23 protein-coding genes are annotated in these 24,638 nt (G+C 38.8%); 20 read left to right on the top strand and 3 right to left on the bottom strand.

Features of this window, described 5'->3' with window-relative positions; translation table 11 throughout:
- Positions 1-196: 196 nt before the first annotated feature.
- The 3 genes from U5921_RS00950 to U5921_RS00940 are packed head-to-tail and all read left to right on the top strand — an operon-like array spanning position 197 to position 3,370.
- Positions 197-1,435 (top strand): efflux RND transporter periplasmic adaptor subunit, encoded by a 1,239-nt coding sequence (locus U5921_RS00950; RefSeq protein WP_324824668.1) that lies wholly within the window; start codon positions 197-199, stop codon positions 1,433-1,435.
- Positions 1,428-2,165, top strand: coding sequence for an ABC transporter ATP-binding protein (locus tag U5921_RS00945; RefSeq protein ID WP_324824667.1), 738 nt, complete (start codon positions 1,428-1,430; stop codon positions 2,163-2,165). The genes U5921_RS00950 and U5921_RS00945 overlap by 8 nt, the downstream gene beginning before the upstream one ends.
- Positions 2,159-3,370, top strand: a complete 1,212-nt coding sequence (locus U5921_RS00940; RefSeq protein ID WP_324824666.1) for an ABC transporter permease — start codon at positions 2,159-2,161, stop codon at positions 3,368-3,370. The genes U5921_RS00945 and U5921_RS00940 overlap by 7 nt, the downstream gene beginning before the upstream one ends.
- 92 nt (positions 3,371-3,462) lie before the next feature.
- Here U5921_RS00940 and U5921_RS00935 read toward each other — a convergent pair whose 3' ends face one another.
- Positions 3,463-3,969, bottom strand: a complete 507-nt coding sequence (locus U5921_RS00935) for a hypothetical protein (protein WP_324824665.1) — start codon at positions 3,967-3,969, stop codon at positions 3,463-3,465.
- Positions 3,970-4,070: 101 nt separating this feature from the next.
- Positions 4,071-4,889, bottom strand: coding sequence for a hypothetical protein (locus U5921_RS00930; RefSeq protein ID WP_324824664.1), 819 nt, complete (start codon positions 4,887-4,889; stop codon positions 4,071-4,073).
- Positions 4,890-5,092: 203 nt separating this feature from the next.
- Here U5921_RS00930 and U5921_RS00925 point away from each other — a divergent pair, with 203 nt between their 5' ends.
- Positions 5,093-5,947 (top strand): NYN domain-containing protein, encoded by an 855-nt coding sequence (locus tag U5921_RS00925; protein WP_324824663.1) that lies wholly within the window; start codon positions 5,093-5,095, stop codon positions 5,945-5,947.
- 72 nt (positions 5,948-6,019) lie between these two features.
- Here U5921_RS00925 and U5921_RS00920 read toward each other — a convergent pair whose 3' ends face one another.
- Positions 6,020-7,309, bottom strand: a complete 1,290-nt coding sequence (locus tag U5921_RS00920; RefSeq protein WP_324824662.1) for a hypothetical protein — start codon at positions 7,307-7,309, stop codon at positions 6,020-6,022.
- A gap of 454 nt (positions 7,310-7,763) precedes the next feature.
- Between U5921_RS00920 and mraZ the strand changes: the two genes are divergently transcribed.
- The 16 genes from mraZ to ftsZ all read left to right on the top strand — a co-directional run bounded on the left by mraZ (position 7,764) and on the right by ftsZ (position 24,616).
- Positions 7,764-8,195: a division/cell wall cluster transcriptional repressor MraZ gene (mraZ, locus tag U5921_RS00915; RefSeq protein ID WP_324824661.1), complete on the top strand. Its 432-nt coding sequence runs from the start codon at positions 7,764-7,766 to the stop codon at positions 8,193-8,195.
- 9 nt (positions 8,196-8,204) lie between these two features.
- Positions 8,205-9,152, top strand: coding sequence for a 16S rRNA (cytosine(1402)-N(4))-methyltransferase RsmH (rsmH, locus tag U5921_RS00910; RefSeq protein ID WP_324824660.1), 948 nt, complete (start codon positions 8,205-8,207; stop codon positions 9,150-9,152).
- The gene (locus U5921_RS00905) at positions 9,149-9,592 is read left to right on the top strand and encodes a cell division protein FtsL (RefSeq protein ID WP_324824659.1); all 444 of its coding nucleotides are present in this window, start codon (positions 9,149-9,151) and stop codon (positions 9,590-9,592) included. Before rsmH ends, U5921_RS00905 begins: the two co-directional genes overlap by 4 nt.
- A 252-nt stretch (positions 9,593-9,844) precedes the next feature.
- The gene (locus tag U5921_RS00900; RefSeq protein ID WP_324824658.1) at positions 9,845-11,848 is read left to right on the top strand and encodes a penicillin-binding transpeptidase domain-containing protein; all 2,004 of its coding nucleotides are present in this window, start codon (positions 9,845-9,847) and stop codon (positions 11,846-11,848) included.
- A 16-nt stretch (positions 11,849-11,864) separates the two neighbouring features.
- The gene (locus U5921_RS00895; protein WP_324824657.1) at positions 11,865-13,331 is read left to right on the top strand and encodes a UDP-N-acetylmuramoyl-L-alanyl-D-glutamate--2,6-diaminopimelate ligase; all 1,467 of its coding nucleotides are present in this window, start codon (positions 11,865-11,867) and stop codon (positions 13,329-13,331) included.
- A gap of 51 nt (positions 13,332-13,382) precedes the next feature.
- The gene (locus tag U5921_RS00890) at positions 13,383-14,813 is read left to right on the top strand and encodes a UDP-N-acetylmuramoyl-tripeptide--D-alanyl-D-alanine ligase (protein WP_324824656.1); all 1,431 of its coding nucleotides are present in this window, start codon (positions 13,383-13,385) and stop codon (positions 14,811-14,813) included.
- A complete protein-coding gene (gene mraY, locus U5921_RS00885; RefSeq protein ID WP_324824655.1) occupies positions 14,814-15,791 on the top strand; it encodes a phospho-N-acetylmuramoyl-pentapeptide-transferase in 978 nt (325 codons plus the stop codon).
- Positions 15,792-15,825: 34 nt separating this feature from the next.
- Complete coding sequence (gene murD / locus U5921_RS00880; protein ID WP_324824654.1) at positions 15,826-17,184, top strand: UDP-N-acetylmuramoyl-L-alanine--D-glutamate ligase; 1,359 nt, start codon at positions 15,826-15,828, stop codon at positions 17,182-17,184.
- Positions 17,185-18,312, top strand: coding sequence for a putative lipid II flippase FtsW (gene ftsW / locus U5921_RS00875; protein ID WP_324824653.1), 1,128 nt, complete (start codon positions 17,185-17,187; stop codon positions 18,310-18,312). It abuts the gene before it with no gap.
- 10 nt (positions 18,313-18,322) lie between these two features.
- Positions 18,323-19,414 (top strand): undecaprenyldiphospho-muramoylpentapeptide beta-N-acetylglucosaminyltransferase, encoded by a 1,092-nt coding sequence (gene murG, locus U5921_RS00870; protein ID WP_324824652.1) that lies wholly within the window; start codon positions 18,323-18,325, stop codon positions 19,412-19,414.
- A 100-nt stretch (positions 19,415-19,514) separates the two neighbouring features.
- Positions 19,515-20,807, top strand: coding sequence for a UDP-N-acetylglucosamine 1-carboxyvinyltransferase (gene murA, locus U5921_RS00865; RefSeq protein WP_324824651.1), 1,293 nt, complete (start codon positions 19,515-19,517; stop codon positions 20,805-20,807).
- The gene (locus tag U5921_RS00860; RefSeq protein WP_324824650.1) at positions 20,770-21,531 is read left to right on the top strand and encodes a cell division protein FtsQ/DivIB; all 762 of its coding nucleotides are present in this window, start codon (positions 20,770-20,772) and stop codon (positions 21,529-21,531) included. The genes murA and U5921_RS00860 overlap by 38 nt, the downstream gene beginning before the upstream one ends.
- A gap of 20 nt (positions 21,532-21,551) precedes the next feature.
- A complete protein-coding gene (locus U5921_RS00855) occupies positions 21,552-22,283 on the top strand; it encodes a DUF881 domain-containing protein (protein ID WP_324824649.1) in 732 nt (243 codons plus the stop codon).
- Positions 22,284-22,293: 10 nt separating this feature from the next.
- Positions 22,294-23,028, top strand: coding sequence for a DUF881 domain-containing protein (locus tag U5921_RS00850; protein ID WP_324824648.1), 735 nt, complete (start codon positions 22,294-22,296; stop codon positions 23,026-23,028).
- Positions 23,025-23,396 carry a small basic family protein gene (locus U5921_RS00845; protein ID WP_417765024.1) on the top strand — a complete coding sequence of 124 codons (372 nt, stop codon included), beginning with the start codon at positions 23,025-23,027 and terminating at the stop codon, positions 23,394-23,396. Before U5921_RS00850 ends, U5921_RS00845 begins: the two co-directional genes overlap by 4 nt.
- A 62-nt stretch (positions 23,397-23,458) precedes the next feature.
- The gene (gene ftsZ / locus U5921_RS00840) at positions 23,459-24,616 is read left to right on the top strand and encodes a cell division protein FtsZ (RefSeq protein WP_324824647.1); all 1,158 of its coding nucleotides are present in this window, start codon (positions 23,459-23,461) and stop codon (positions 24,614-24,616) included.
- Positions 24,617-24,638: the final 22 nt, after the last annotated feature.

Raw genomic sequence — 24,638 nt, 5'->3', positions numbered from 1 at the left:
AAATTGGTAGGACAAGTTAAGAAATGCTCTTATTAATAAAAAATTAATAAAAAAGAAAGAAATGGGAAAAAAGACTATGCTTTAATGGAAAGAAGGCAATTGTAAGAAAATCTTAAGATTAGTTGCAGGAAAATTATGCTATACTGCTTATAGCTAAAAATGGTGAGTTATGTTTAAATTTAGGGGGTAAAGGTTCATGTTTCATAAGAAAGAGAAAGATGCTGCAAATGTGATGGCAGATCATACAGCAGGAGATGAAGCTGTTTTAGGCACACAAGATGAAGTGCAAACAGAAAGTACTGCGAGTGCAAATAAGAAAAAGAAGAAAAAAACAAAAGGAAAAAAGAAATTTATAATTTTAGGTATCGCAATACTTGTAGTTGCCATTGCAGTATTAAAGATGACATCGGGAGGAAAAGAGATCAAACCGATGGTGGCAACGGTGCCTCTAACGACTATGGATTTGGAACAGATTGTTTCAATTAAGGGATACGTACAAGGATCTGAAACTGCTGATGTTACTTCTTCACAAAGCAAGGAAGTAGTTTCAATTCTAGTAAAAGAAGGGGATACCGTGACAAAAGGACAGCTTTTGGCCACATTGAAAAGCTCTAGCGATGATGCGGAAAACCAGCTGGTCTATGAAAAAGAGGAAGCGGTTCGAAACTTAGAACTTGCGAAGTTTGACTATGAAACAAGCAAAAGCCTTTATGAGTCCGGCGGAATTTCAAAGCAAGAATTTTTAAAATCGGAAGCTGCATATGAAAATAGCAAAACGACTTTAAATAGTTTGAATAGTAAAAATTTATCGGAAAAAAATCGCATTATAAGTCCGATTAGCGGTACAGTAACTCGGGTCAATGCAACGTTGGGCCTTCAAGCGGATGAAACGCAGGGCAAGGGAGCTTTGTTTGTGATCGAAAACTTACAGCAATTACAGATGGATGTAAATGTCAGCGAATATGATATCGGCAATATTAAAGTCGGTCAGACCGTAAATATTAGTGCAGAAGTTTTGGGAGACAAATTGGTGGACGGCGTTGTAGAACAAATCGCACCGACCGGTGAAGAAAAAGAGGCAGGAAATAAAGAGATGGTAATTCCGGTTACTATTTTAATTACCGAGAGCGATTCCCGTCTGATAGCAGGGGTATCTGCAAAAGCAAATATCAAGGTGGGAGAAGCGAATGGCGTTTTAGCACTGCCGCTGGATGCTGTCGTAGACGATCCCCTCACTGGAGAATCCTATGTATTCATATTGGAAAAAGGGAAGTTGAAAAAAATTATAGTTGAAAAAGGTCTGGAAAGTGACTTTTATGCAGAACTCGTTTCCGGTGACGTAAAAGAAGGAGACCAACTTGTCATAAGCCCATCCGCAGACTTTGCTGATGGTATGGAAGTGGATACTATGGCAGGGGTGGAAGAAGATGAATGAAATCATTAAAATAGAAAATTTAGTTAAAGTTTATCAAAACGGTGACATAAAGGTTCAAGCACTGAAATCTCTGAACCTTACGGTAAATCAAGGCGAGTACATAGCAATTATGGGTACGTCTGGATCTGGAAAATCCACTTTAATGAACATATTGGGATGTTTGGATCGTCCGACCTCGGGACATTACTACCTAGATGGAATGGACGTCAGGGAGAAAAGTGACAATGAGCTTTCAATCATTCGAAATCAAAAGATTGGGTTTGTATTTCAGTCATTTAATTTAATACCTCGTACGAGCGCATTAAAAAATGTAGAACTCCCAATGGTATATGCAAAAGTTCCGCTGGAGGAGAGAGAAGAAAGAGCACAGCAGCTTCTGGATCGAGTTGGCATTGGAGAGAGAGCGGATCACATGCCAAATGAGATTTCCGGTGGACAAAAACAAAGAGTTGCCATTGCAAGAGCACTTGCAACCCGCCCGCCAATCATCTTAGCCGATGAACCGACTGGGAATTTAGACAGCAAATCTTCCGTAGAAATTATGGATATCTTTACAGATTTAAATAGAAATGAAGGCAACACGGTTATCATTGTTACGCATGAGCCGGATATTGCAGAGTTTACAGATCGGGTCATCACATTTAAGGATGGCTGCATTATTTCTGATGTAGACAGAAGGCTGAAAGCTTCCGTTGATGAGACCAGCGAAGGGAGTGTTAAGTCATGTTAATTCTAGAAAATATTCGATTGGCGCTTTCTGCGATTCGAACCAATAAGATGCGTTCCTTCCTGACGATGCTTGGTATTATCATTGGAATCAGTTCTGTTATTGCAATCACAGCAATCGGATCAAGTATTCAAGGTGTTGTTGATAAAGAATTTGAAAGCTACGGAAAAAATGCAATGTATGTATATATCAACTGGGCGATGGTAGATGATTATATTCCGTCGGAAGCCCTTTTCAGCATAGATGACTTGATGATGGCAAAAGAAAAATTTGCAAAGGAGATTCGTTATATTGACCCATCACCGTATGAAACGAGCGATGTTCGTGTTGGCAAAGTGGAAGGAAGGATTGAGTTAACCGGATGTGCGCCCGGATTGGACCGCATTATGAATTTGAATATTCTTCATGGAAGAATGATTAATCAGGCAGATTTAGACGGCAAGAAAAATCGCCTGGTTTTGGAAGCGAGTGCCGCACAAGAATTGTTTGGTACGGAAAATGCGGTTGGGCAAGAAATAGAATTGAAAGTGGAAGAAGATAGCCAAGATTATATCATCATTGGTATTTATAAAGTGGAAGATTCTATTTTCAGCGGTATGAATCGAAGTGGCAATTTTACCGGATATGTGCCGTATACAGTTATGAAGCAGCAATCGGATGCTTCGACTAGCTTTTTGGCGTATTCCTATGATGGAGTTGATCAGGAAGAGTTTGGTGAGAGCATCTCTTCTTTTCTAGCTCGTGCGAAGGGGATGCCGGATCAATACTACAAGTATGAATCTTCTGCTGTACAGCAGGATAGGATGAATGGTATGCTGGAAGTTGTGTCTATGGCAATCGGGGTTATTGCGGGCATTTCTTTACTGGTTGGCGGTATTGGTATTATGAATATCATGCTTGTTTCGGTTACGGAGCGTACAAGAGAAATCGGAATTCGTAAATCACTCGGAGCTAGGACGAAGGATATTTTGCTGCAATTCCTAATTGAATCGATGATTATTTCTTCAATTGGAGGTATGCTTGGTACATTCTTAGGAATCAGTATTGCAGCGATTGGTATGAAAGTTGCAAACGTCTCATTTGCAATCAATCCAATGATTATTTTGGTTGCAGTAGGGTTTGCTGCCTTAGTCGGAATATTCTTTGGAATCTATCCAGCAAGACGTGCTGCGAAGCTTGATCCAATTGAAGCATTGCGTTATGAATAAAAAGAAATAAAAAAGGAATTGAAAATAGAAAAAGGGCAGTTACCAAAGGATTTAAAACGAATCCTTTGGTAACTGCCCTTTTTCTATGTGAATCATCGAGCTAATATTAATTGGATTTGATCATCTAAAACATAAATGTCATATAAAATAAAATCACCGTATTCAGAAAAATCGCCATTATTTTTATAATCTTCTTGTATTGCGGTAAGGAACTCTTCTGATGAAAGAATTTCGGATGAACCACTTTTTTTTCCTGTAAGGAAAGTGCAATATGCATGACTAGGCAGACTGTATTCTTGGTTAGCTGCGTAGCTTACAATTCGGTAGCCGTTTTCCTCGTTTTCATCAGGAATCAATTCTTTTTGATGAACAGTGACAAGTATTTCTTCCTTTTCATTTTTTAATAATTCGATTGAACCGATTATTTTTTCGGCTCCGTCAGAAATTAATTGGTCTGCATAGCCGTGACTCAGATAATCAACTGTAATTTCAGGAGCATCCTTATCTTTTGGGATACCGCATCCGCTCAAGATAAGCGGAAGTATCAGCAAAATTGCAAATAAGAAGCACATGAATTGAGTATTAAATTTTTTTGCCATTTTTCCCCCTTTATTGATATACTTGATTTCATTTTATTGGGAATTTAGTGGGAAATCAATAGTTGAATGAAATATTACAAAAATGTAATATATTCAATTCATCATAGCGCATAGATCATGATATTTCTTTTGTTTTCAACGGCAGGGAAATTAATTTTCTGTTCCCAGACAGAGACTAAATCGACTTTTATTTTTTGGACATAGGTCTCACCTAAAAAATTCGTGCAATGAAATTCCAGAGTCAAGGATACAACAGAGCTTTCCGGTATCGGTTCTTCTTCCTCACGAGAAATTTGAGACAAGACACGCTTTAAAGGGATTCCTCCGATGATAAAGGGTATGGTGCTTTGATATGGTACTTTATTATTCAAAGAAATGGTCAAAGTTTTATAAGGGATAATGATGGATCTTTTCCCCTGACGCTTTATTTTTATAGTCAGCTGGCACAATTCAATATTTATGATGTCAGTTCGACTTACGTTTGTCATTGTAAGGAGAATGACTAAATCAGGAGATTCTGTGGAGATATCCATATCTTCGGTTATATTTACAAAAGCTTCATCCAGATTGATGCAGAAAACATCTTTCAAAATGAAATCTCTTAATTCATCTGGACTCATACAGTTAATATCTATGGTTGGAATATAATTATTTTCTTCAATTTTAATCAAACGTTTATTCATATCATTTGCTTGCTGACTCAGATAAATAGCGGCTACGCCCAAGACAATCGTACCCAGAAATGTGAAGAAAGCCGCATAAAAATTCAGTAAATCATCTTTGTGGAAAGAGCTTTCTGAAAGCCAGCTGCCGGGATGGTCAAAGTAACTCAAAATTTGCGGCATAAGAGCACAAGGTAAAATCAGAAAAATAATGAGTGAAAAAATTGGAATCCACCACTTACGATATGCTTTTCTCAATTTCATCCCTCCTTTTAATTGTATTTTAAAAATCATTTATAGTTTTACCTAAAATGATAAAAATATAAAAAATAAAAAGATATCCTAATAAAATAAGAGGATATGTTATCATGTTTATAAAGAAAGCATTGAAAAGCTTAAAAAAAATATAGTAAGATAGAGTATAAACCTTATTTGATGAAAAGAATCGGAAAGGAAGCGTTATGCCTAATGATAAAAAATTTGCAGTGCTGATCGATGCGGATAATATTTCAGAAAAATATATTAAAGTAATTTTAGACGAAATATCTAATGATGGAACTGCAACCTATAAAAGAATTTACGGAGACTGGACAAAGCCTGCATTTGCACAGTGGAAAAAAGCACTGCTGGAACATTCGATAACGCCAATGCAGCAGTATGGTTATACAACAGGAAAGAATGCTACCGATTCAGCGATGATAATCGATGCGATGGATATTTTATATTCAGGAAATGTGGATGGATTTTGCTTAGTTTCGAGTGACAGTGATTTTACACGTTTAGCTTCCAGACTGAGGGAATCCGGGATGGACGTTGTAGGAATGGGAGAACAGAAAACGCCGAAAGCATTTATTTCAGCTTGCAATAAATTTAAATATTTAGACATATTGGCAGGTCAAATTCCACTAAAGCATGAGAATAATCAGGAAAATGAAAAAAATTCAGCTAAAAAATCTCTTAAGGTATTGAAGAATTTAAAGGGATCAAAGCAGGAGCGTCTGGATTTAGAAAAGATAGAAAAAGAGGACAACAATACCGAGAAAGCTTCGGAAGAGCAAATGACCAGCTTGGAAACAATCAGAAGAGCAATTGCAACGATTGTAGAAGAGAATTCAGATGAAGATGAATGGGTATTTATAGGAGATATAGGGAATCGTTTGACGAAGAGATATCCGGACTTTGATGTAAGAAACTATGGTTTCAATAAATTAACCCCGTTTATAAAATCATTGGATTTATTCGAGATTCGCTCTGTGGCAAACGGGAGTTCAAACAATAAATTGGTTTATGTAAAAGAAAAGGGTGAAATAAAATAAAAAACTATAATATTGCAAAACAGCTTCCTTGCATATGTAAGGAAGCTGTTTTTGATTGCACCGGATAAAAAATTACCAACTGCAACCATTGTAACCATGGAAGCTACATACTCTTCTAGTATTGGAACAATTTGTTGATTGCTGGCATCCAGCGTTATTTCCTCCGCTGCATCCGCATCCACAGTTATTGTTCCATTGAACATTGCAGCCACATCCAGTGCCGCATCCAGAACCGCATGTAGTAGATATCGGGGCGAGTTCCTCCGAATCATAATCACAGCTTTGAACGCCTGCAACGTTAGAACTTCCACAAGAACAGTCAGGCAGGAATGGATTGACGCATTCTTCATCTTCTGCTGCACTTACGGAGCCATCACAAGGGATTAAAGCTTCGCATGCATTGGTACAGAACAGTGTTTGGCGTACAACTTCGATATGAACGGTCGGTTCGATCGCAACCTTTGAAGCGAGAGTCAATGTTAAATTATTCGGATTGTAGTTATTGCCGAAATTTTGGCCTAGAGAATCTACGATCCTGTCACATTGAGGCTCACATTCACAACCGCATCCGCAGCCGCAGCTTGGTTTTGGACATCTTCCGCCACCATTTAATGTTAAGGTTGGATTGACCAGCTCTACTCCTGCATCGAATTGGAATCGAATATCCGGAGCGATACCGTTAATACTGCACGGTAAACTGAGATCCGGAATTGCAAAGCTCGATCCACAGGACGGTGGAAGCTGGGTGTTTACAGTACCATCTGCATTTGAAATTTTACAGCAGAAACGGCAATTTCTTCCACCAGTATTTACAGTACCTTCTAATACATATTTTGCTCGAATGTCCCAAGGACCTACATTATTGATTAAAAAGAAGGCCTTTGTAGGAAGACCTGCATCCATGCAGCGTTCTCTTTGGAGCATTGAGCCTATGCCGGCTGTTTTAGCAAGATATTGTCCGTTCGAATAGTCTACCGAATCAACAGGATAGCCATCGAGCGAAACCTGGTTAGCAGAAAGGTTGCCTGGTGGTCTTGTGTTGAAGTACTCAACGACAACAAAGGAGTTTTCAATATTAAATACAGCATTTGGTTCTAAAGTACATGGAGAACAACAGCAATTTTGCGGTTCTAACGTAAGCTCTGTAACAAAGCGGTTTTGATTTGGCCCCCCTGTATTCAAATTAAACATTAGAGGACAGCTGGTTGCGTCTGTAAAGCAAAATACTTTATCCATGTATACTAAATTTGATTTTTCGTTTGTAAAATCTATGCCTTCCGTATCGATGTTTGTGCCGCAAACATTACCTAAACAGCGGCTTCCGCAGCGAGGGAGACAAGAATTTCTTCTATTTCTTGGCATGATTGATACCTCTCTTTTATTGTTAGAATCAAAATTACATATTGAATGAAATTCTTTATCAATATGTATAGAAAAGAGAGAAGATTTTGTTTAAGTGTATCCTTTGTTGTTGGTATAGTATATGGGAAAATAAAAATCTTGTCACACTGGAAACGAAGCAATTTATAAATATTTAAAAAAAATTAAATTTATTTCTCTTATAAAATGACAATAAAATTAGAAATGCACCACGAACGCTCCACGAGCGCTCCACTTTTTTAAAACGATATTTTGGAGGTTGAATATGTCCAAGCACAATATATTGTGTAGATAAACGCTTAATATTTTATTAAGAAATGAAATGGAGATAAAAATGATTGCTTTGTGATGCTTTTTTGTTTTGCTGTGGTTGCGAAGTGGAGCAAAGTGGAGTATAGTGGAAGTAATCAAAAAATCATAGTGGGGTAATTGTTTCATGTTAATGGGCGAATATCAAAACTCAATAGACAGTAAAGGCCGAATTATTGTGCCTGCGAAATTTCGTGAACAGCTGGAATATAAATGTGTTTTGACCAAAGGACTGGACAATTGTCTTTATATTTATCCAATGACTGAGTGGGCGAAGTTTCATGAAAAGTTGGATAAGCTTCCGGTATCGGACCCAAAAGCCAGAGCGTTTGTTCGTTACTTCTACGCGAGTGCGGTAGAGGGCGAACTGGACAAGCAGGGGAGACTCACCATCCCGCAGAGCTTAAGAAACTATGCAAACATTGAAAAAGAACTGGTAACCATCGGCGTATTAAACAAAATAGAAATTTGGAGTAAGCAAGCTTATGAAAATGCGGAGAATGGAGAGATGTTAGACGCCAGTGAATTTGCGGAACAAATGGAAAGCTACGGGATATAGGAGGGGTTAATGGAATTTAAACATGTATCGGTTTTGTTTTCTGAGTCAATTAAAAATTTAAACATAAATCCGGAAGGGATTTATGTGGATGGGACTCTTGGAGGCGGCGGACATGCAAGTGGAATCTGTGAAAGATTAAATTCAAAGGGGACTTTAATTGGTATTGATCGTGATAAAGATGCTTTGCGTGCTGCTGCTGCAAACTTAGAGAAGTACAATTGTAAAAAAATATTTGTGCAAAACAATTACTCTGACATCAAAAATATATTGAAGGAACAGAATCTTTCGTCGATTGATGGAGCGCTTCTCGATTTAGGGGTGTCTTCGTTCCAATTGGATAATGGAGAAAGAGGATTTTCTTATATGAAAGATGCACCGCTTGATATGAGGATGAATGCGGAAGATACTTTTACAGCAGAAACAGTGGTCAATACATACAGTGAAGAAGAATTAACAAGGATTATTCGTCAATATGGTGAAGAACGGTGGGCTTCTCGAATTAGTCAATTTATTATTAAGGAAAGAAAAAAGTCACCGATTACAACCACAGGACAGCTTGTAACAACTATTAAGGCGGCGATACCGGCTTCGGCGAGGAGAGATGGACCACACCCCGCAAAGAGAACCTTTCAGGCAATCCGAATTGAAGTGAATGATGAACTTGGACAGTTGGAGAGAGCAGTAGATGCTTTTTTGGATGTGCTTTCTGATCAGGGACGATTATGTATTATAACGTTCCATTCATTAGAAGATCGTATCGTAAAAGAACGATTTAATCAAAGGTTAAACCCCTGTACATGCCCCAAAGAATTTCCTATATGTGTATGCGGGAAAGAATCAGATGTGAAAAAGGTATTGAGAAAACCGATTCTTCCTTCTGAGCAGGAATTAACCTTGAACCCTAGAGCTAGAAGTGCGAAGCTAAGAATAATTGAAAAAAAGGGAGAAATGAGATGATAGCAGCAGAAAAATGGTATGAGTATCAAGAAAATTATCATAAGTATGGCTTAGATATGAAGCCTAAGAAAAAAAAGCCATTGAAAACTAAAAAAAAGAGTTCTGCAATGACTATGACGGTGCATGAGAAGTGTCAGATCATGATTTTAGCCCTGGTACTTGCTGTGTTATCAGCAGGATTGATTGCAAGCACGGCATATTCAGCAAAGATTAAATATAATATTAATAAGCTGGTGAAAGAATCAGTAGTAATTGAAGGTGAAATCGAAAATTTAAACGTAAAGATAAAAAGCCAGTCAAATATTCAAATTGTAGAAGAAAAAGCCAAAACACAATTAGGAATGGTTTACCCTACGTATGATCAATATGTTTATCTTAATAAAGAGGAAGTACCGATTAAGGATTTTGCGTTGGCATTAAAGCAAGAGGCATACAATTAGATAGTGTTTTGTATAATAGAATAAGATAGAACGCGATGAAAATAATTTCATAAAGTGGATGCAAAACCGGATAATTTCATATTGCAAGGAAAATCCGGTTTTTTATCTGTGGGAAAGCTTGTCAGCTTTTTGCAGATAAAGAGAACAGCTAAAAAACGAAAGAACTTTATGACTATCAAATTTTTCGTTGAATCTGAAACGAAAATGACTGAAGACATAATAAAAAATCCATTGTGCCTTTGGAGGACTAAAATGATTGTTACAAATAATAAAAATAGGAAAAGATTAATTTTCATTTTTGCATGCACTTGTCTTATTTGCATGCTTTTGATGTTTCGAGTGGGCTGGATTCAAGTAGTGGCAAGCGAAAGATATGCAAAAATGGCAGTTGAGCAACAAACAAATGATGTTCCGATTCCTGCAAAACGGGGAATTATCCTGGATCGGAATGGTAAAGAACTTGCGATTAGTGCTGTAACCAATACCATTTGGGTGCGCCCTAAGGACGTTGCAGCTTCAGCAAAAACAAAAGAAGAAAAAGAATTAATGATTGACAAAACTGCAAAAGCTTTATCGAAAATTTTGGAATTGGAGGAACCGTCTGTTCGGGATACCATCACAAAAAATAAGTTACTTGTTCGCGTTGCAAAGTATGTAGATAAAGAAAAGGCAGACCAAATACGAAACGCGAAGCTTTCAGGTATTTCTATTGCAGAGGATGTAAAGCGGTATTATCCATTGGGGGCATTCGCCTCTCATATTCTTGGAAGTACAACAGATGACAATCGAGGACTTTCAGGAGTTGAACTCAAGTATGATAAATATTTAAGCGGAGTTCCCGGAAGATGGATTAAGGATACGGATTTAAAAGGTGACGGGCTTTCTTATGGAATGGAAAAATATTTTCAGGCAGAAGATGGCTTGAATGTAGTACTGACCATTGATGAAGTCATTCAGCATTACGTAGAAAAAGCATTGGATCAAGTGCAGGCTGAAACACAGGCAACGCAAGTATGGTGTATTGTAATGGACCCTAAAACCGGAGAAATTTTAGCGATGGCTATGAGTCCGGATTATGATCCGAATAATGCGAGAGTTCCTCTTGACCCGCAGCAGGCAGCTTATGTTGAAAGCCTTTCGAACGAACAAAAACAGACGTATTGGAATCAAATGTGGAGAAACCCGATGATTAGTGATACATATGATCCGGGTTCTACCTTCAAATTGATTACGACTTCCATTGCGTTAGAAGAAAGAGTAACTTCTCCAACCGACAAATTTGTCTGCAAATATTATTATGAAGTCGCAGGCACAATGTTACATTGTTGGAGAAAAGGAAAGCCGCATGGAGAAGAGACTTTGGCCGAGGCAGTGCAAAATTCCTGCAATCCGGTTTTTATTCAATTGGCTCAAAGAGTTGGATTGGATAAATATTATGAATATTTGGATTTGTTTGGATTGACAGAAAAAACAAGAATTGACTATCCGGGTGAAGGAAACAATATTCTGCAAAACAAGGATACGGCGGGACCGGTTGGTCTTGCGACCATGTCTTACGGACAGGGAATTGCAGTAACTCCGATTAGTTTGATTACAGCAATTTCTGCGATTGGTAATGATGGAAAGCTTATGGAACCTCATCTGGTAAAAGAAATGCGTGATTCCGATGGAAATATAGTGCAAAATATAGAACCGAAAGTTGTGCGTCAGGTTGTTTCAAAGCAGACCGCGGAAGAAATGCGTACAATTATGGAATCGGTTGTATCTGTCGGAGGAGGAGGCAATGCGAAAATCAGCGGGTATCGTATCGGAGGAAAAACTGGTACTGCAAATAAGGTAATTGACGGAAAATACAGCGATAATCTAGTTTGTTCTTCTTTTGTTGGTATGGCACCGATGGAAGACCCGCAGCTTGCTATTCTGCTCGTTGTTGATGAACCGCAGGGCGTTCATTACGGAAGCCAGACGGCAGCACCGGGTGTTAAGATGATTTTAGAAGAGACACTTCGCTACCTAAATGTTGTACCGCAATATAGTGAAGAAGAGCAGAAGGAAATTGATAGCCAAATGGCGATTGTGCCAAATGTTACCGGCACAAATTTCAGTGATGCGATTGGCATTCTTGGAGGGAAGTCATTGCAATATACAGTTTCTCCTGCGAGGGAAGAGAACAGTAATTTTATCATTGTAGACCAATATCCAAAAGCGGGGGAAAAAGTACCTCTGAATACAAGCGTGTATTTATATTTTCAATAAAAAGCGAGGGCATAACATGAAACTTTTAGACCTGTTATACGAAACGGGGATAAAATGTCCGATGGATATGCAAGATACGGATATTACAGGAATCTCTATTGATTCTCGTAAAGTGAAAAAAGGAAATTTATTTGTATGCATGAAAGGGTATCAAACGGATGGACACATATATGCCGTTGAAGCCGCATTTCATGGAGCTGCTGCCGTAATTACACAAGATGAATTTGCTGTTGATTTACAGAGTATACCGGTATTACAAACTGACGATACGCGAAAGGTGATTTCGCAGCTTGCGAAAAATTTTTATCAAGACCCGTCGGAGAAAATGACGGTTTTTGCTATTACAGGTACCAATGGGAAAACGACCACGACTTATATGCTGAAAGCAATTTTAGAAGAGGCAGATTATCCTTGTGGTGTTATTGGCACGGTCGGTTATCGGTATGGGGATAAAGAATATGAGTCTACAAGAACGACTCCGGAATCCTTTGAATTACAGCGAATGTTTTGTGAAATGAGAAATGAGGGGATCGAGCACTGTACAATGGAGGTTTCTTCTCATGGATTGGCACTTCACAGGGTGGATGACATTCATTTCTCTTATACTGCATTTACAAACTTAACGCAGGATCATATGGACTTTCACAGCTCGGAAGAAGAGTATTACCAAGCAAAGAAGACCTTGTTTTTTATTGGAGACAGCACAAGTGCGGTGAATATTGATGATGCATATGGCAATCGCTTATATGAGGAGTTAAAAGAGGCGGGCAGGAAAGTATGCAGCTATTCTTTGAAAAATGAAAATGCAGATTTCTATGGAGAAATCATAAAAAATGACGCAGCAGGGTGTGGGATTCACTTTTTTCAAAATAAGAAAAAAATTGGAGAATTATACCTAAAGACACCAGGATTATTTACCTTGTATAATACTTTGTGTGCAGCATCACTGGCAACTTTAAACGGTATTGTATTTTCTTGCATACAAACTGCCTTACATAAATTAGAAGGAGTTCCGGGTAGATTTGAAGTTGTACCAAATGAAAAAGGAATTACCGCAATTGTTGATTACGCGCATACCCCGGAGGCACTTCGCATGGTATTGAAGACTGCAAAGGATTTTACAGCGGGAAGATTGATTTGTGTTTTTGGCTGCGGTGGAGACAGAGACAGAAGTAAACGTCCAATTATGGGAGAAATTGCAGGTATTTTCAGTGATTTTTGTATCATAACCAGTGACAATCCAAGGACTGAGGACCAAAAATGTATTGCAGCTGAAATTGAAAAAGGACTCATAAAAACCGGGTGTGATTATACGATTATAAACAACCGGATGAAGGCGATTCAGAAAGCAATTCAAATTTATGAAACGAATGATGTGATTATTATCGCAGGAAAAGGTCATGAATGCTATCAAATCATCGGCAGTGCAAAAAATTATTTCAATGATAAAGAAATAACACAGCGAATTATACAGGATCTTTAAATAAATCCGATGAAGTTTATAGGATGAAACGAAAGGAAGGAAAAGTACCTTATGAAAAAAATCACTGTTATGGAGATACAAAATGCTGTAAAAGGTGTATTGCTTTGTGGTAATGCAGATACTATGATTGAAGGAATTGCGATTGATTCCAGAGAAGTTTCATCAAACGATATATTCTTTGCTATTGTGGGTGAAGAACAGGATGGACATATTTATGCAGGAAGTGCAGCGGAAAAAGGATGTCCGGCAATTGTCCTTCATAACAAGCAAATAGCGGATGAAGTTAAAAAAATTCGGCCGGATACAGCAATCCTTTTAGTGGAAGATACGACTAGAGCATTGCAGGATCTAGCCGAATGGTATCTTTCTTTGTTCCCCATCAAAAAAATAGGAGTCACGGGAAGCACAGGGAAGACGACGACAAAAGAAATGCTTTATGCAGTCATTTCTCAAAAATATAAAACACTTCGCAATCTAGGTAATTATAATAATCACATTGGCTTGCCGCTTACTATTTTCCATCTGGAAGAAGATATCGAGGTGGGCATTTTTGAAATGGGAATGAGTGAATTTGGTGAGATTCATCGCCTTGCAGATATTGTAAGACCCGATTTAGCAGTCATTACAAATGTCGGCACCTCTCATATTGAATATCTGAAGACAAGAGAAAACATACTAAAGGCTAAGATGGAAATTACTGATTTTTTTCAAGATAAAAATAAACTTTTTGTCAATGAAGATAACGATATGCTTACAAAAAAAATGGTGTCAAAATGTATGCAGGAGAAGAAAAAGGACGATGCTTCTTATTGTGAAGATTTTCAGATTGTTACAGCAGGGGAAGATGAGCATGCAGATTTTCAACTGAGTCATCGCAGAGATTTGGGCGAAAGTGGAATTCAGTTTACGATTACACATGAAAAGACAAGTCAAGAGTTTTCATTGCCACTGCTCGGAAACCACAATGGCTGGAATGCGATGCTGGCCGTTGCTGTCGGAGCATCTTTGGATATTTCTCTAAAGGAAGCGGCTGCGGGTCTGGCTAATATGGAAGGAACAAATCGGCGATTAAATATTGAAGTCAAAAACGGTATAAAGTTAATAGACGATACGTATAATGCAAGTCCTGATTCCATGAAAGCAGCGATTGATGTGCTTATGAGTATCTCAGGGGCGCGGAAAGTTGCGATTCTTGCCGATATTTTAGAGATGGGCGAGGTTGCAGAAGAATACCATTACCAGATTGGAGAATATGTTTCACATAAAGAAGTGGATGTGGTAATAACAATAGGAAAAAATGCAAAATTTATTTCAGAGGGAGCAGAGGCGGCCTCGAAAAAAACAATAGTCATCCATCATGAGGAAAAAGAAACACTTATGGACAACTTAGAAGACTTTTTAAAACCAGGTGATGTGGTTTTAGTAAAGGGATCAAACGGAATGAGAATGGCGGAGATTGTGAATAAGATAAGGAGCTTATAAATGGAATATATACAGATATGGATAAAATTGGCGGTAGCTTTTCTAATTGCTGTCATTGGCACTCCGCTGTTTATCCCGGTTTTAAAAAGAATTAAAGCAGGACAGAGTATCAGAGAAGAGGGACCGCAGTCACATATGGTTAAAACGGGGACTCCGACAATGGGAGGAATCGTAATTATATTTGCCGTATTGGTTACCTGTATCAGCTCGAACATTTTAAACACGGATATGTGGATATTATTAAGTTCATTTATCGCTTTCGGACTAATAGGTTTTATCGATGATTTTGTAAAGGTTGCAATGAAACGTAACTTAGGCTTAACTGCATTGCAAAAATTATTACTTCAAATAGCGATCGCAGTTGGGTTGGCTGCATATCAATCCAGCGTCTCCATATATAAAACTACAGTTTTTATTCCATTTATTAACGAGTATTGGGACTTCGGCATTTTCTATATACCATTTATCGCTTTTGTTGTAGTGTCAATGGTAAACAGCGTGAACCTTACGGATGGATTAGATGGTTTAGCATCAGGAGTGACGAGTATTGTTGCCCTGTTTTTTGCCCTTGTAGGCATGAACTTTTTTGGAATGAGCGCAGCGACCGTTTTTTGTGCAGCACTTGCAGGGGGATGTCTTGGATTTTTAATGTATAATAAATATCCTGCAAAGCTGTTTATGGGGGATACCGGTTCTCTTGCATTAGGGGGAGGGCTTGCAGCGGCAGCGATTTTAATGAATATTGAATTAATCTTGCCGATTGCAGGCGGTGTATATGTTGCAGAGGCACTGTCTGTTATTATACAGGTAGGCAGTTATAAATTGAGAAACGGGAAACGTGTTTTCCGTATGGCACCTTTGCATCACCACTTTGAGCTGGGTGGCTGGAAGGAAACAAAAATTGTTGTCGTTTTTTGGATAGTAACCCTTTTATTATGTATTATAAGCCTAAAGGTTTTTGACTCAAACGTATTTTAGAGATTGCTCGATACGAAGGAAGAAGGGGAAAAGTATGAATCAAACAAAAAAATATTTAGTGGTTGGTCTGGGAAGATCTGGGGTATCTGCAGCGGAAGCCTTACTTCGTTATGGTGCAGAAGTGTCTGTATATGATAAAAAAACACAAGACGAAATAGAAGCACCTCTTGTAAATTATTTAAAAACACAGCAGGTTACATGCTATTTAGGAACTGACCCCTCGGACTTGGGCCGTTATGATGCGATTGTAGTCAGCCCTGGTGTGCCGTTGGATTTACCTTTTCTACAAAAAGCAAAGACACTTGATGTGGAAATCATTGGAGAACTGGAACTGGCTTATCGGTTAGGAAAAGGAAATTATATTGCAATAACCGGAACGAACGGAAAAACGACGACCACCACTCTGGTGGGAGAGATTTTTAAGAATGCGAAGAGAAAGACTGCTGTGGTAGGTAATATTGGAATTGCTGTTACATCCACAGCCCTCGTTGCACAGGATGATTCCTGGTTGGTGACAGAGTGCAGTAGTTTTCAATTAGAAACGACAGAGAAATTTCATCCGGTTGTCTGTGCTCTTTTGAATATCACGCCAGATCATTTGGATCGACATAAAACTTTAGAAAATTACGCAAAAGCAAAAGCAAAAGTTTTCAAAAATCAAACAGAAAAAGACTTTTTTGTGGTTAATTATGATGATCCGGTAGCGTATCATCTGATACAAGAATGCAGAAGTACTATTATTCCGTTTAGCAGGAAATCTATTTTAGAAAAGGGTGTTTTTGTTAAAGATAACCGCATTATTGTTAAAGACCAAAGTCAAAATGAAATTGATATTTGTGGAGTTGACGAGCTTGTAATTCCCGGTCAGCACAATTTAGAAAATGCATTAGCAGCATGCGGTATAGCTTATTTTTGTGGTATATCCGCGGAAATGATCTCAAAAACCCTACGCGAGTTTCAGGGGGTAGAGCACCGTTTGGAGTTCTGTGCCGAAGTTGGTGGAGTTCGTTTTGTAAATGATTCGAAGGGAACGAATCCGGATGCTTCCATTAAGGCAATTGAAGCAATGAAAGGTAATATTGTTTTGATTGCAGGAGGGTATGATAAGAATTCAAAATTTGATGAATTTATTCAAGCCTTTGACGGGAAAGTAAAAGCATTGGTTTTACTCGGAGCAACTGCGCCAAAAATAAGGGAAACCGCAGAACGTTTTGGATACCAAACAATCTTTGATGAAAAGGATATGGGTGAATGCGTAAAGAGGAGCTTTTCCTTGGCAGAGCCTGGCGATACTGTACTGCTTTCTCCAGCCTGTGCGAGCTGGGATATGTACAGCAGCTATGAGCAGAGAGGGAAGCATTTTAAAAGCTGCGTTCAAGAATTGGAGAGATAAATGGCAAAAAAACAAAGAGAAAATGAGAAGATCAAAATGAAGACCGGTGATTTTGTATTAACAATACTTATGATGGGGCTCGTTTTGTTCGGTATCATTATGGTATTTAGTGCCAGCTATTATGTGGCGATCAGCGATTATAGCAATCCCTATTACTATCTGATTCGCGATGGAATATGGGCATTTCTAGGAACAATTCTTTTTGTTTTTTGCAAATTTTTTCCTTATAAATATTATAAAAAGATGGCTTTTCCACTAATGGTAACAAGTTTTATTCTGTTATTGCTACTGTTTACACCTTTAGGTAAAGATGTAAATGGTGCAACCCGTTGGATTCGTTTAGGAAGTGACAGCCTAACCATTATGCCGGGTGAAATCGCAAAAATTTGCGCGATTTTGTTTGTCGCAAAGTTCTTAAGCGATAAACCAAAACGGATTTTATCGTTTACGGAAGGAATCTTGCCGCTAGTGGTACTTTGCGGAGCTTACTTCGGATTAATTTTGAAACAACCGAATATGTCGACTGCAATTACAGTAGCAGCTATTATTGTCGGGATGATGTTTGTAGCAGGATTAAATTTGAAATATCTTTTTGGAATTGGAATTGCCGGATGCACAGGGATTATAGCTTTGATTTTGGCAGAGCCGTATCGAATGAAGCGAATGTTCAGCTTCATCGATCCTTTTCAAGATCCACTGGGGGCAGGATGGCAGGCTGCCCAGTCTCTTTTAGCTCTAGGATCAGGCGGTCTGTTCGGAGTTGGGCTGGGTAAAAGCATTCAAAAAACACTGTATCTTCCTGAACCGCAAAATGACTTTATCTTTGCTATTATTGGGGAAGAACTTGGTTATATCGGGTGTTTAATTTTAATTGCTGTATATATTGTATTGATTTGGAGATGCGCACACATTTCGTTGAATGCGCCGGATTTATTTGGAATGCTCATTGCCTCAGGTATTACCATTATGCTTGCAGTACAAGTCATTTTAAATATTGCAGTTGTAACCTCTTCCATGCCGCCGACCGGCATTATTTTACCATTTGTAAGCTTTGGAGGGAATGCGCTGCTGCTATTTATGGGTTCAATGGGAATCCTTCTAAATATATCAAGACATTCTGCGAAATAAGGAGGAAATCATGAGAGTGATTATGACTGGCGGAGGAACCGGGGGCCATATATATCCGGCAATTGCCATTGCGGATAAAATAAAAAGAAGAAATCCTACGGCAGAGATTATCTTTGTCGGGACCCGACGCGGGATGGAAAAGGAGATTGTCCCAAAGAGTGGGTATGAAATTCGCTTTATTACAGTCAGCGGTTTCCATAGAAAAAAAGTGTGGAAAAACGTTAGAACGATTCTGGACTTAGCGAAGGGAAATCGAGAGGCAAAACAGATATTAAAAGAATTTAAGCCAGACATTGTAATCGGTACAGGCGGATATGTCTGTGGACCGATCGTACGAGCCGCTCACAAATATGGAATCAAATCATACATTCATGAACAGAATGCATTTCCCGGTATTACAAATAAATTATTGGAAAACTATGTGGACAAGGTTTTTATCAGTTTTCCAGAGGCACAGGCATATTTTAAGAAAAAAGAAAAGCTGGTTGTTACAGGAAATCCAATTCGAAAAAGTTTCTTAACCAGCACCATGCAAAATTATCGTGATAAGCTGAAAATTGCGGATCGCGAATTTGTCATACTCTGCTTCGGAGGAAGCTTGGGCGCCGGAAAAATCAATAGTGCCATGGTAAAAGTGGCAGAACAATTGAGTAAGGTTCAAGATATAAAATTATTTTTCATTACAGGAAAATCGCATTATAATTTCATCAAGGAACAATTAAAAGAGCAAAAAATAAATGAAAATAGAATAAATCTGCTTCCTTATGTAGATAACATGCATGAATATCTATCTGCCGCAGATCTTATCATAAGCCGATCGGGAGCTTTAACGGTATCAGAGATTACAGCCTGTGGAAAAGCTTCTATTTTGATTCCTTCACCAAATGTTACGGGCAATCATCAATATTTTAATGCAAAAGTTCCGGCTGATAAAGGGGGCGCTGTTTTGATTGAAGAAAGAGATTTAACAGTCGAAAAATTAACAGACACCATTCTTCGCTTGAAAAATAATAAAGAAATGCTGAATGCTATGGGTGAGGCGAGTGCTTCTGTAGGGTGTTTTGATGCAGTAGATGTTATCTATGAGAATTTAGAATTTTAGAGAAAAGGTACAGCCTGTGCTGTAACACAATTTGCAGAATTTCATAATATAGCTTATAGGATCAAAATAAGACTATGACTTTCTGCGGAGGTGTTTTTTTTTGGACAGTTATCATATAATTGGCGGGAAACGTATTTCTGGAAGCCATAAATTAACCGGAGCAAAAAATGGAGTTTTACCCATACTGGCAGCTTCACTGGTAACCGGTGAAACGTGTACCATTCATAATTGCCCGGACCTGTTGGACGTCAACACCATGTTGACAATCTTAAAAGAGCTGGGTTGTAAAGTTCAACGGGAAAAGAATACGGTTATAGTTGATTCCAGCCAACTGACCCAATCATACATACCAAAAGTCTTGGGAAAGGAGATGCGCTCGTCGGTTTTTCTTCTTGGGCCAATGCTTGCACGTTGCGGAGCTGTTGAAATGAGCCATCCGGGCGGATGTGCAATTGGTGCCAGGCCGATTGACTTGCACTTAAAAGCACTTCAGAAGATGGGAGCAAAAGTAGAAGAAGAGAATGAAAAATTATTCTGCCGAGCTCTGAAGCTAAAGGGAACGACTATCAGACTTGATTTTCCAAGTGTTGGAGCGACAGAAAATATTATGATGGCGGCACTTTCGGCAGAAGGCGAAACACGTATTGTGCATCCGGCCAAGGAACCGGAAATTGAAGACCTGCAGAATTTTTTAAATGCATGCGGAGCCAGTATTGTAGGCGCAGGCACTGGTGAAATTGTAATTTCAGGAGGGAAACCTCTTCATGGTGCAGAACATAAAGTCATTCCGGATCGAATTGAAGCAGGAACTTTTCTAGCAGCTGCGGCTGTGACGAAGGGGGAACTTCTCCTTGAAAATGCAGCACCGTTTCAGATGGCAAGCACTTTAGCGAAGTTTCGTGAGATGGGATGCTCGCTCCGAACAGAGCAGGATCGGATTTATTTGAAAGCACCACAACGATTAAAAGCAGTCAAAGAAATAAAGACGCTTCCTTATCCTGGATTTCCCACTGATATGCAATCCCAATTTTTAACATTAATGTCTTTGGCGGATGGGCAAAGCAAAATGACAGAGACTATTTTTGAAAATCGCTTTAAACAGATTGACGCCTTGAAGAATATGGGAGCGCAAATAGAATTGCAGGGGTGCAGTGCAAAAGTAATCGGTGTTGAGGAACTCCGAGGCTGCCACGTGGAAGCAAAGGATCTCAGAGGTGGAGCAGCAATGGTAATTGCGGGACTCGCAGCATCTGGTGAAACAATTGTAGAAAAGATTTGCCATATTGATAGAGGATATGATAAATTTGAAGTGGCATTAAAGAATTTAGGAGCTAGAATAGAGAGAATACAAGAAGATGAAAGAGAAAAAAATTACAAATGTGAAAAAGCCTAGAAAAAAGAAAAAAAGAAAGAAAAAACGCTACTTGTTAAAAACATTTATTTTCTTTGTTATAATGATAGGGATGTATTATTTTTTAACATCTAGCTTTTTTGATATACAGAAAATAAGTGTGAAAGAAAATAATTATTATACTGCAGAACAGATTATCCGTTTATCTAAAATTAAAGTTGGAAAAAATATTTTTAAAACATCTATGGGCAATGCGGCGGGTCGAATGCGCAAAGACCCTTATATGAAAAATGTGAAAATATCCAGACGACTGCCATCTACTATTGTGATTACGGTGGAGGAAAGAAAGGAATATGCAGTAGTTCCTTACGGAGAGGAATATCTCTTGATGGACGAGGATGGAATGGCCCTTCGTAAAACAGATGTTGCACCTACGCTGCCACTTCTGATGGGGATGACTGTAAAAAAAATGGACCCAGGTTATCCTTTAGAGGTCGAAGAAAATTCAGTGTTAACAGATACCTTGAAGATGCTTTCCGCTATGGAAGAAAATGAAATCTATTTTAAGAAGATAGACATTTCCAAAGTGGTAATAAAAGCTTATATTTATGATTATTTATATTGTGAGGGAACACCGGAAAATATCCGTGAGAATATGGATAAACTAAAAAGTGTTTTATATAAATTGTATACGCAAGGAATTGAACGAGGGGTTATTAAAATGGGAAGCGATGGTTACTTTTCATTCAGTCCTGAAATTGAATAGAGGTAGGAGAGGGGAAACAAATGAAAAAATACAGTGGAATCATTACGGTAGGGCTTTTAGCCTTATTCATTGGTCTGATTATATCCGTTCAGGTCAATACCACGCAAGGCTCTGATCCGGGGGGATTGATACCGCTTGCAAAAGCGCAGGGGCTGGAAGCGGAATTGAAAAAAGTACGAGCTGAAAAAGAAGCAGCAACGCAGCGTCTGATCGAGCTTGAGGGAATGGTAGAGGATATTCAGAAGAAAAAAGCAGAAGAAGACAGCACCTTAAAATCCATACTGCAAGAACAGGAAAAATATAAGATGGCAGCAGGTCTGGTCGAAGTCAAGGGCTCCGGAATCATTGTTACCTTAGATGATCCTGTGCCGGATGAATTTAGTGATGGTTACAGTTATCTCATGACCAATTATGAACAGCTGTTGAATTTAGTAAATAAGCTAAAGGATGCCGGTGCAGAGGCAATTTCAATAAACGGACAGCGTATTATTGCGACGACTGAGATCAGCTTGGCTGGTGAGAACGTCAATATTAATACAATTCCGACTGCTCCTCCGTATCAGATAAAAGCAATTGGAAATCCAGATACAATCGAAGCAACCATTACCATTCGATATGGGATTATTGAAAATTTGAAAAAATCCGGTGTTCGTGTAGACATTGTGAAACAAGGTGAGATTAATATTCCTAGATACAATGGAATTTTAAAGTTCCGCTATGCACAGCCCATAGTGGAAGAAAAACAGGAATAGGAGAGCTCCTATGAGTCGAGTTACGAAAGTTTTGACGATATGTTTTTGTTTGGTTATAGGATTTTTTATGGCAGTACAAATGCAGATTTCCAAGGGAGAGAAATTGTATGTTTCCCCAAAAGTTATGGATGAATATCAGGTTGCGATTGAAAGTGAAAAACAGAGTATCCTACAAATTGAAGAACGTATTTTAGAAACAAAAGACAAATTAGAAGAATATAAAAAACTTGCAGCTGAGGATGAGAATGCGGACCTTTTATCCGAAATGCAGAAAAAACTAGATGAGTACAAGCTGGTAAGTCATTACACTGCGGTGAAAGGTGAAGGCGTCTCTATTTATCTAGATGATGCAACAAGAGAGCTGATGGAGGAAGAGCCGGTTAGTAATGTCTTAGTACATGATAGTGATTTATTGGCAATATTAAATGACCTTTTTGCAGCTGGAGCAGAAGCAATTTCTGTGAATGGGCACCGGATTGCAAATGTGAGTGCCATTTCTTGCTCTGGTTATACCGTACGCATTAACGGTCAGTTTGAAGCTCGGCCTTTTCGGATTAAGGCAATCGGTGCTTCGGATCGCTTGACCTCAGCTTTGCTTGGACCGGACGGATTCGGAACTTTACTGAGAGATGGCTACGGATTGGTATTTAAGCTTAAGGCAGAGGATGGGTTAGAAATTCCGGCTTTTCCGGAAGAACACAGTTTTCGATATATAACCATGACGAAAGAAGGTGAAGGGAATTGATTTTAATTGCAATGACAATTGGTCTGATCGGGGGGTTGATTTTAGGCTTCGGACTGGATATTACTTATCCAGCAGAATTTTCTTTTTACATTACGATGGCACTTCTGGCATCATTAGACTCAATTTTGGGAGCGGCTCGTGCACAATTTGAAGATAAGTATAACGGTATTATTTTTTTTACCGGGTTTATTACGAATGCTATTTTAGCGGCAGCATTGACTTATTTGGGGGATTTACTGGGAGTTCCTCTTTATTATGCGGCTATTTTTGTATTTGGTGGAAGATTATTCAATAATTTAGCAATGATTCGGCGGATTGTGGTGGAGAAATATGTCTTAAAAAAAGATACGAATCAAAGCAAGAAATAGGTGCATGGACTATACTCTTATGTTATAATTAATATTATCACGGTAACAGGAGGTTACTTTTTATGTTGCAGTTTGAAGTAAACGAAGATAAGAACGCCCAAATTAAAGTAATTGGGATTGGCGGTGGCGGCAGCAATGCAGTCAATCGTATGATAGATGCAGGTTTGAATGGAATCACTTTCATGGCAGTAAATACGGACAAGCAGGCGCTTGCCGGATCGAGGGCAGAAACGAAGATTCAAATCGGTGAAAAACTGACGAGGGGGCTTGGCGCGGGAGCGAATCCTGAGGTGGGACAGAAAGCCGCAGAAGAAAATATTGATGACTTGGAAAAATTTATTTCTGGTGCGGATATGGTATTTATTACAGCAGGTATGGGAGGCGGGACCGGAACGGGTGCCGCGCCGATTATAGCAAAAGCGGCAAAGGATCAGGGGATATTAACCGTCGGAGTTGTAACGAAGCCTTTTACTTTTGAAGGGAAAAAACGAAGAGAGCATGCAGAGCTTGGAATTAAGTTCCTAAAGAAATATGTCGATTCGCTGGTGGTTGTACCGAATGATAAGTTGCTACAGGTTGCCGAAAAGAATACGACAATGATACAAGCATTTTCTATGGCAGACGAAGTTCTGAAACAAGGAGTGCAAGGTATTTCCGACCTGATTGCAGAGGCAGGATTGATCAATTTGGATTTTGCCGATGTAAAAACAGTTATGAGTGACCGAGGCATTGCCCATATGGGCGTTGGTCGTGGAAGCGGGGATTCGAGAGTATCGGATGCTGTAAAGGATGCGATTGAAAGCCCACTTTTGGAAACCTCCATTAATGGAGCGAAAGCAATTTTACTTAATATTATGGGCGGCTATGACTTAGGAATGCTTGAAGTAAATGAGGCTGCCGATCAGATTGAAAAGGCAGCGGACAAGGATGCGATCGTAATTTTTGGTGCATCCGTAAAAGAAGATTTAAAGGATGAGATTATCATTACAGTAATTGCAACTGGCTTTGAGGATCGCAATGTTGATATTTTAACGCCATCAAATAAAGATAACGCAGAGGCTAGAGAACACGAAGGACATGAGTCTGGTAGAGAGAATACGCGGGATAGAAATGAACAAGACCACGATTTATCCGATGATGACAGAGCGTTTCGGGAAAAACTAACAAATTCGTTTGCAATACCGTCTTTCTTAAACAAAGATAAAATGGGGAACTTTTAAAAGTGTATCATCGAAGCCGGTA

This window comes from Sinanaerobacter sp. ZZT-01 (assembly GCF_035621135.1).
In the GTDB taxonomy this organism is placed as follows: Bacteria; Bacillota; Clostridia; order Peptostreptococcales; family Anaerovoracaceae; genus IOR16.
Note: the sequence above shows the minus strand (reverse complement) of the source record. Positions and strands in the feature narration are given on the sequence as shown.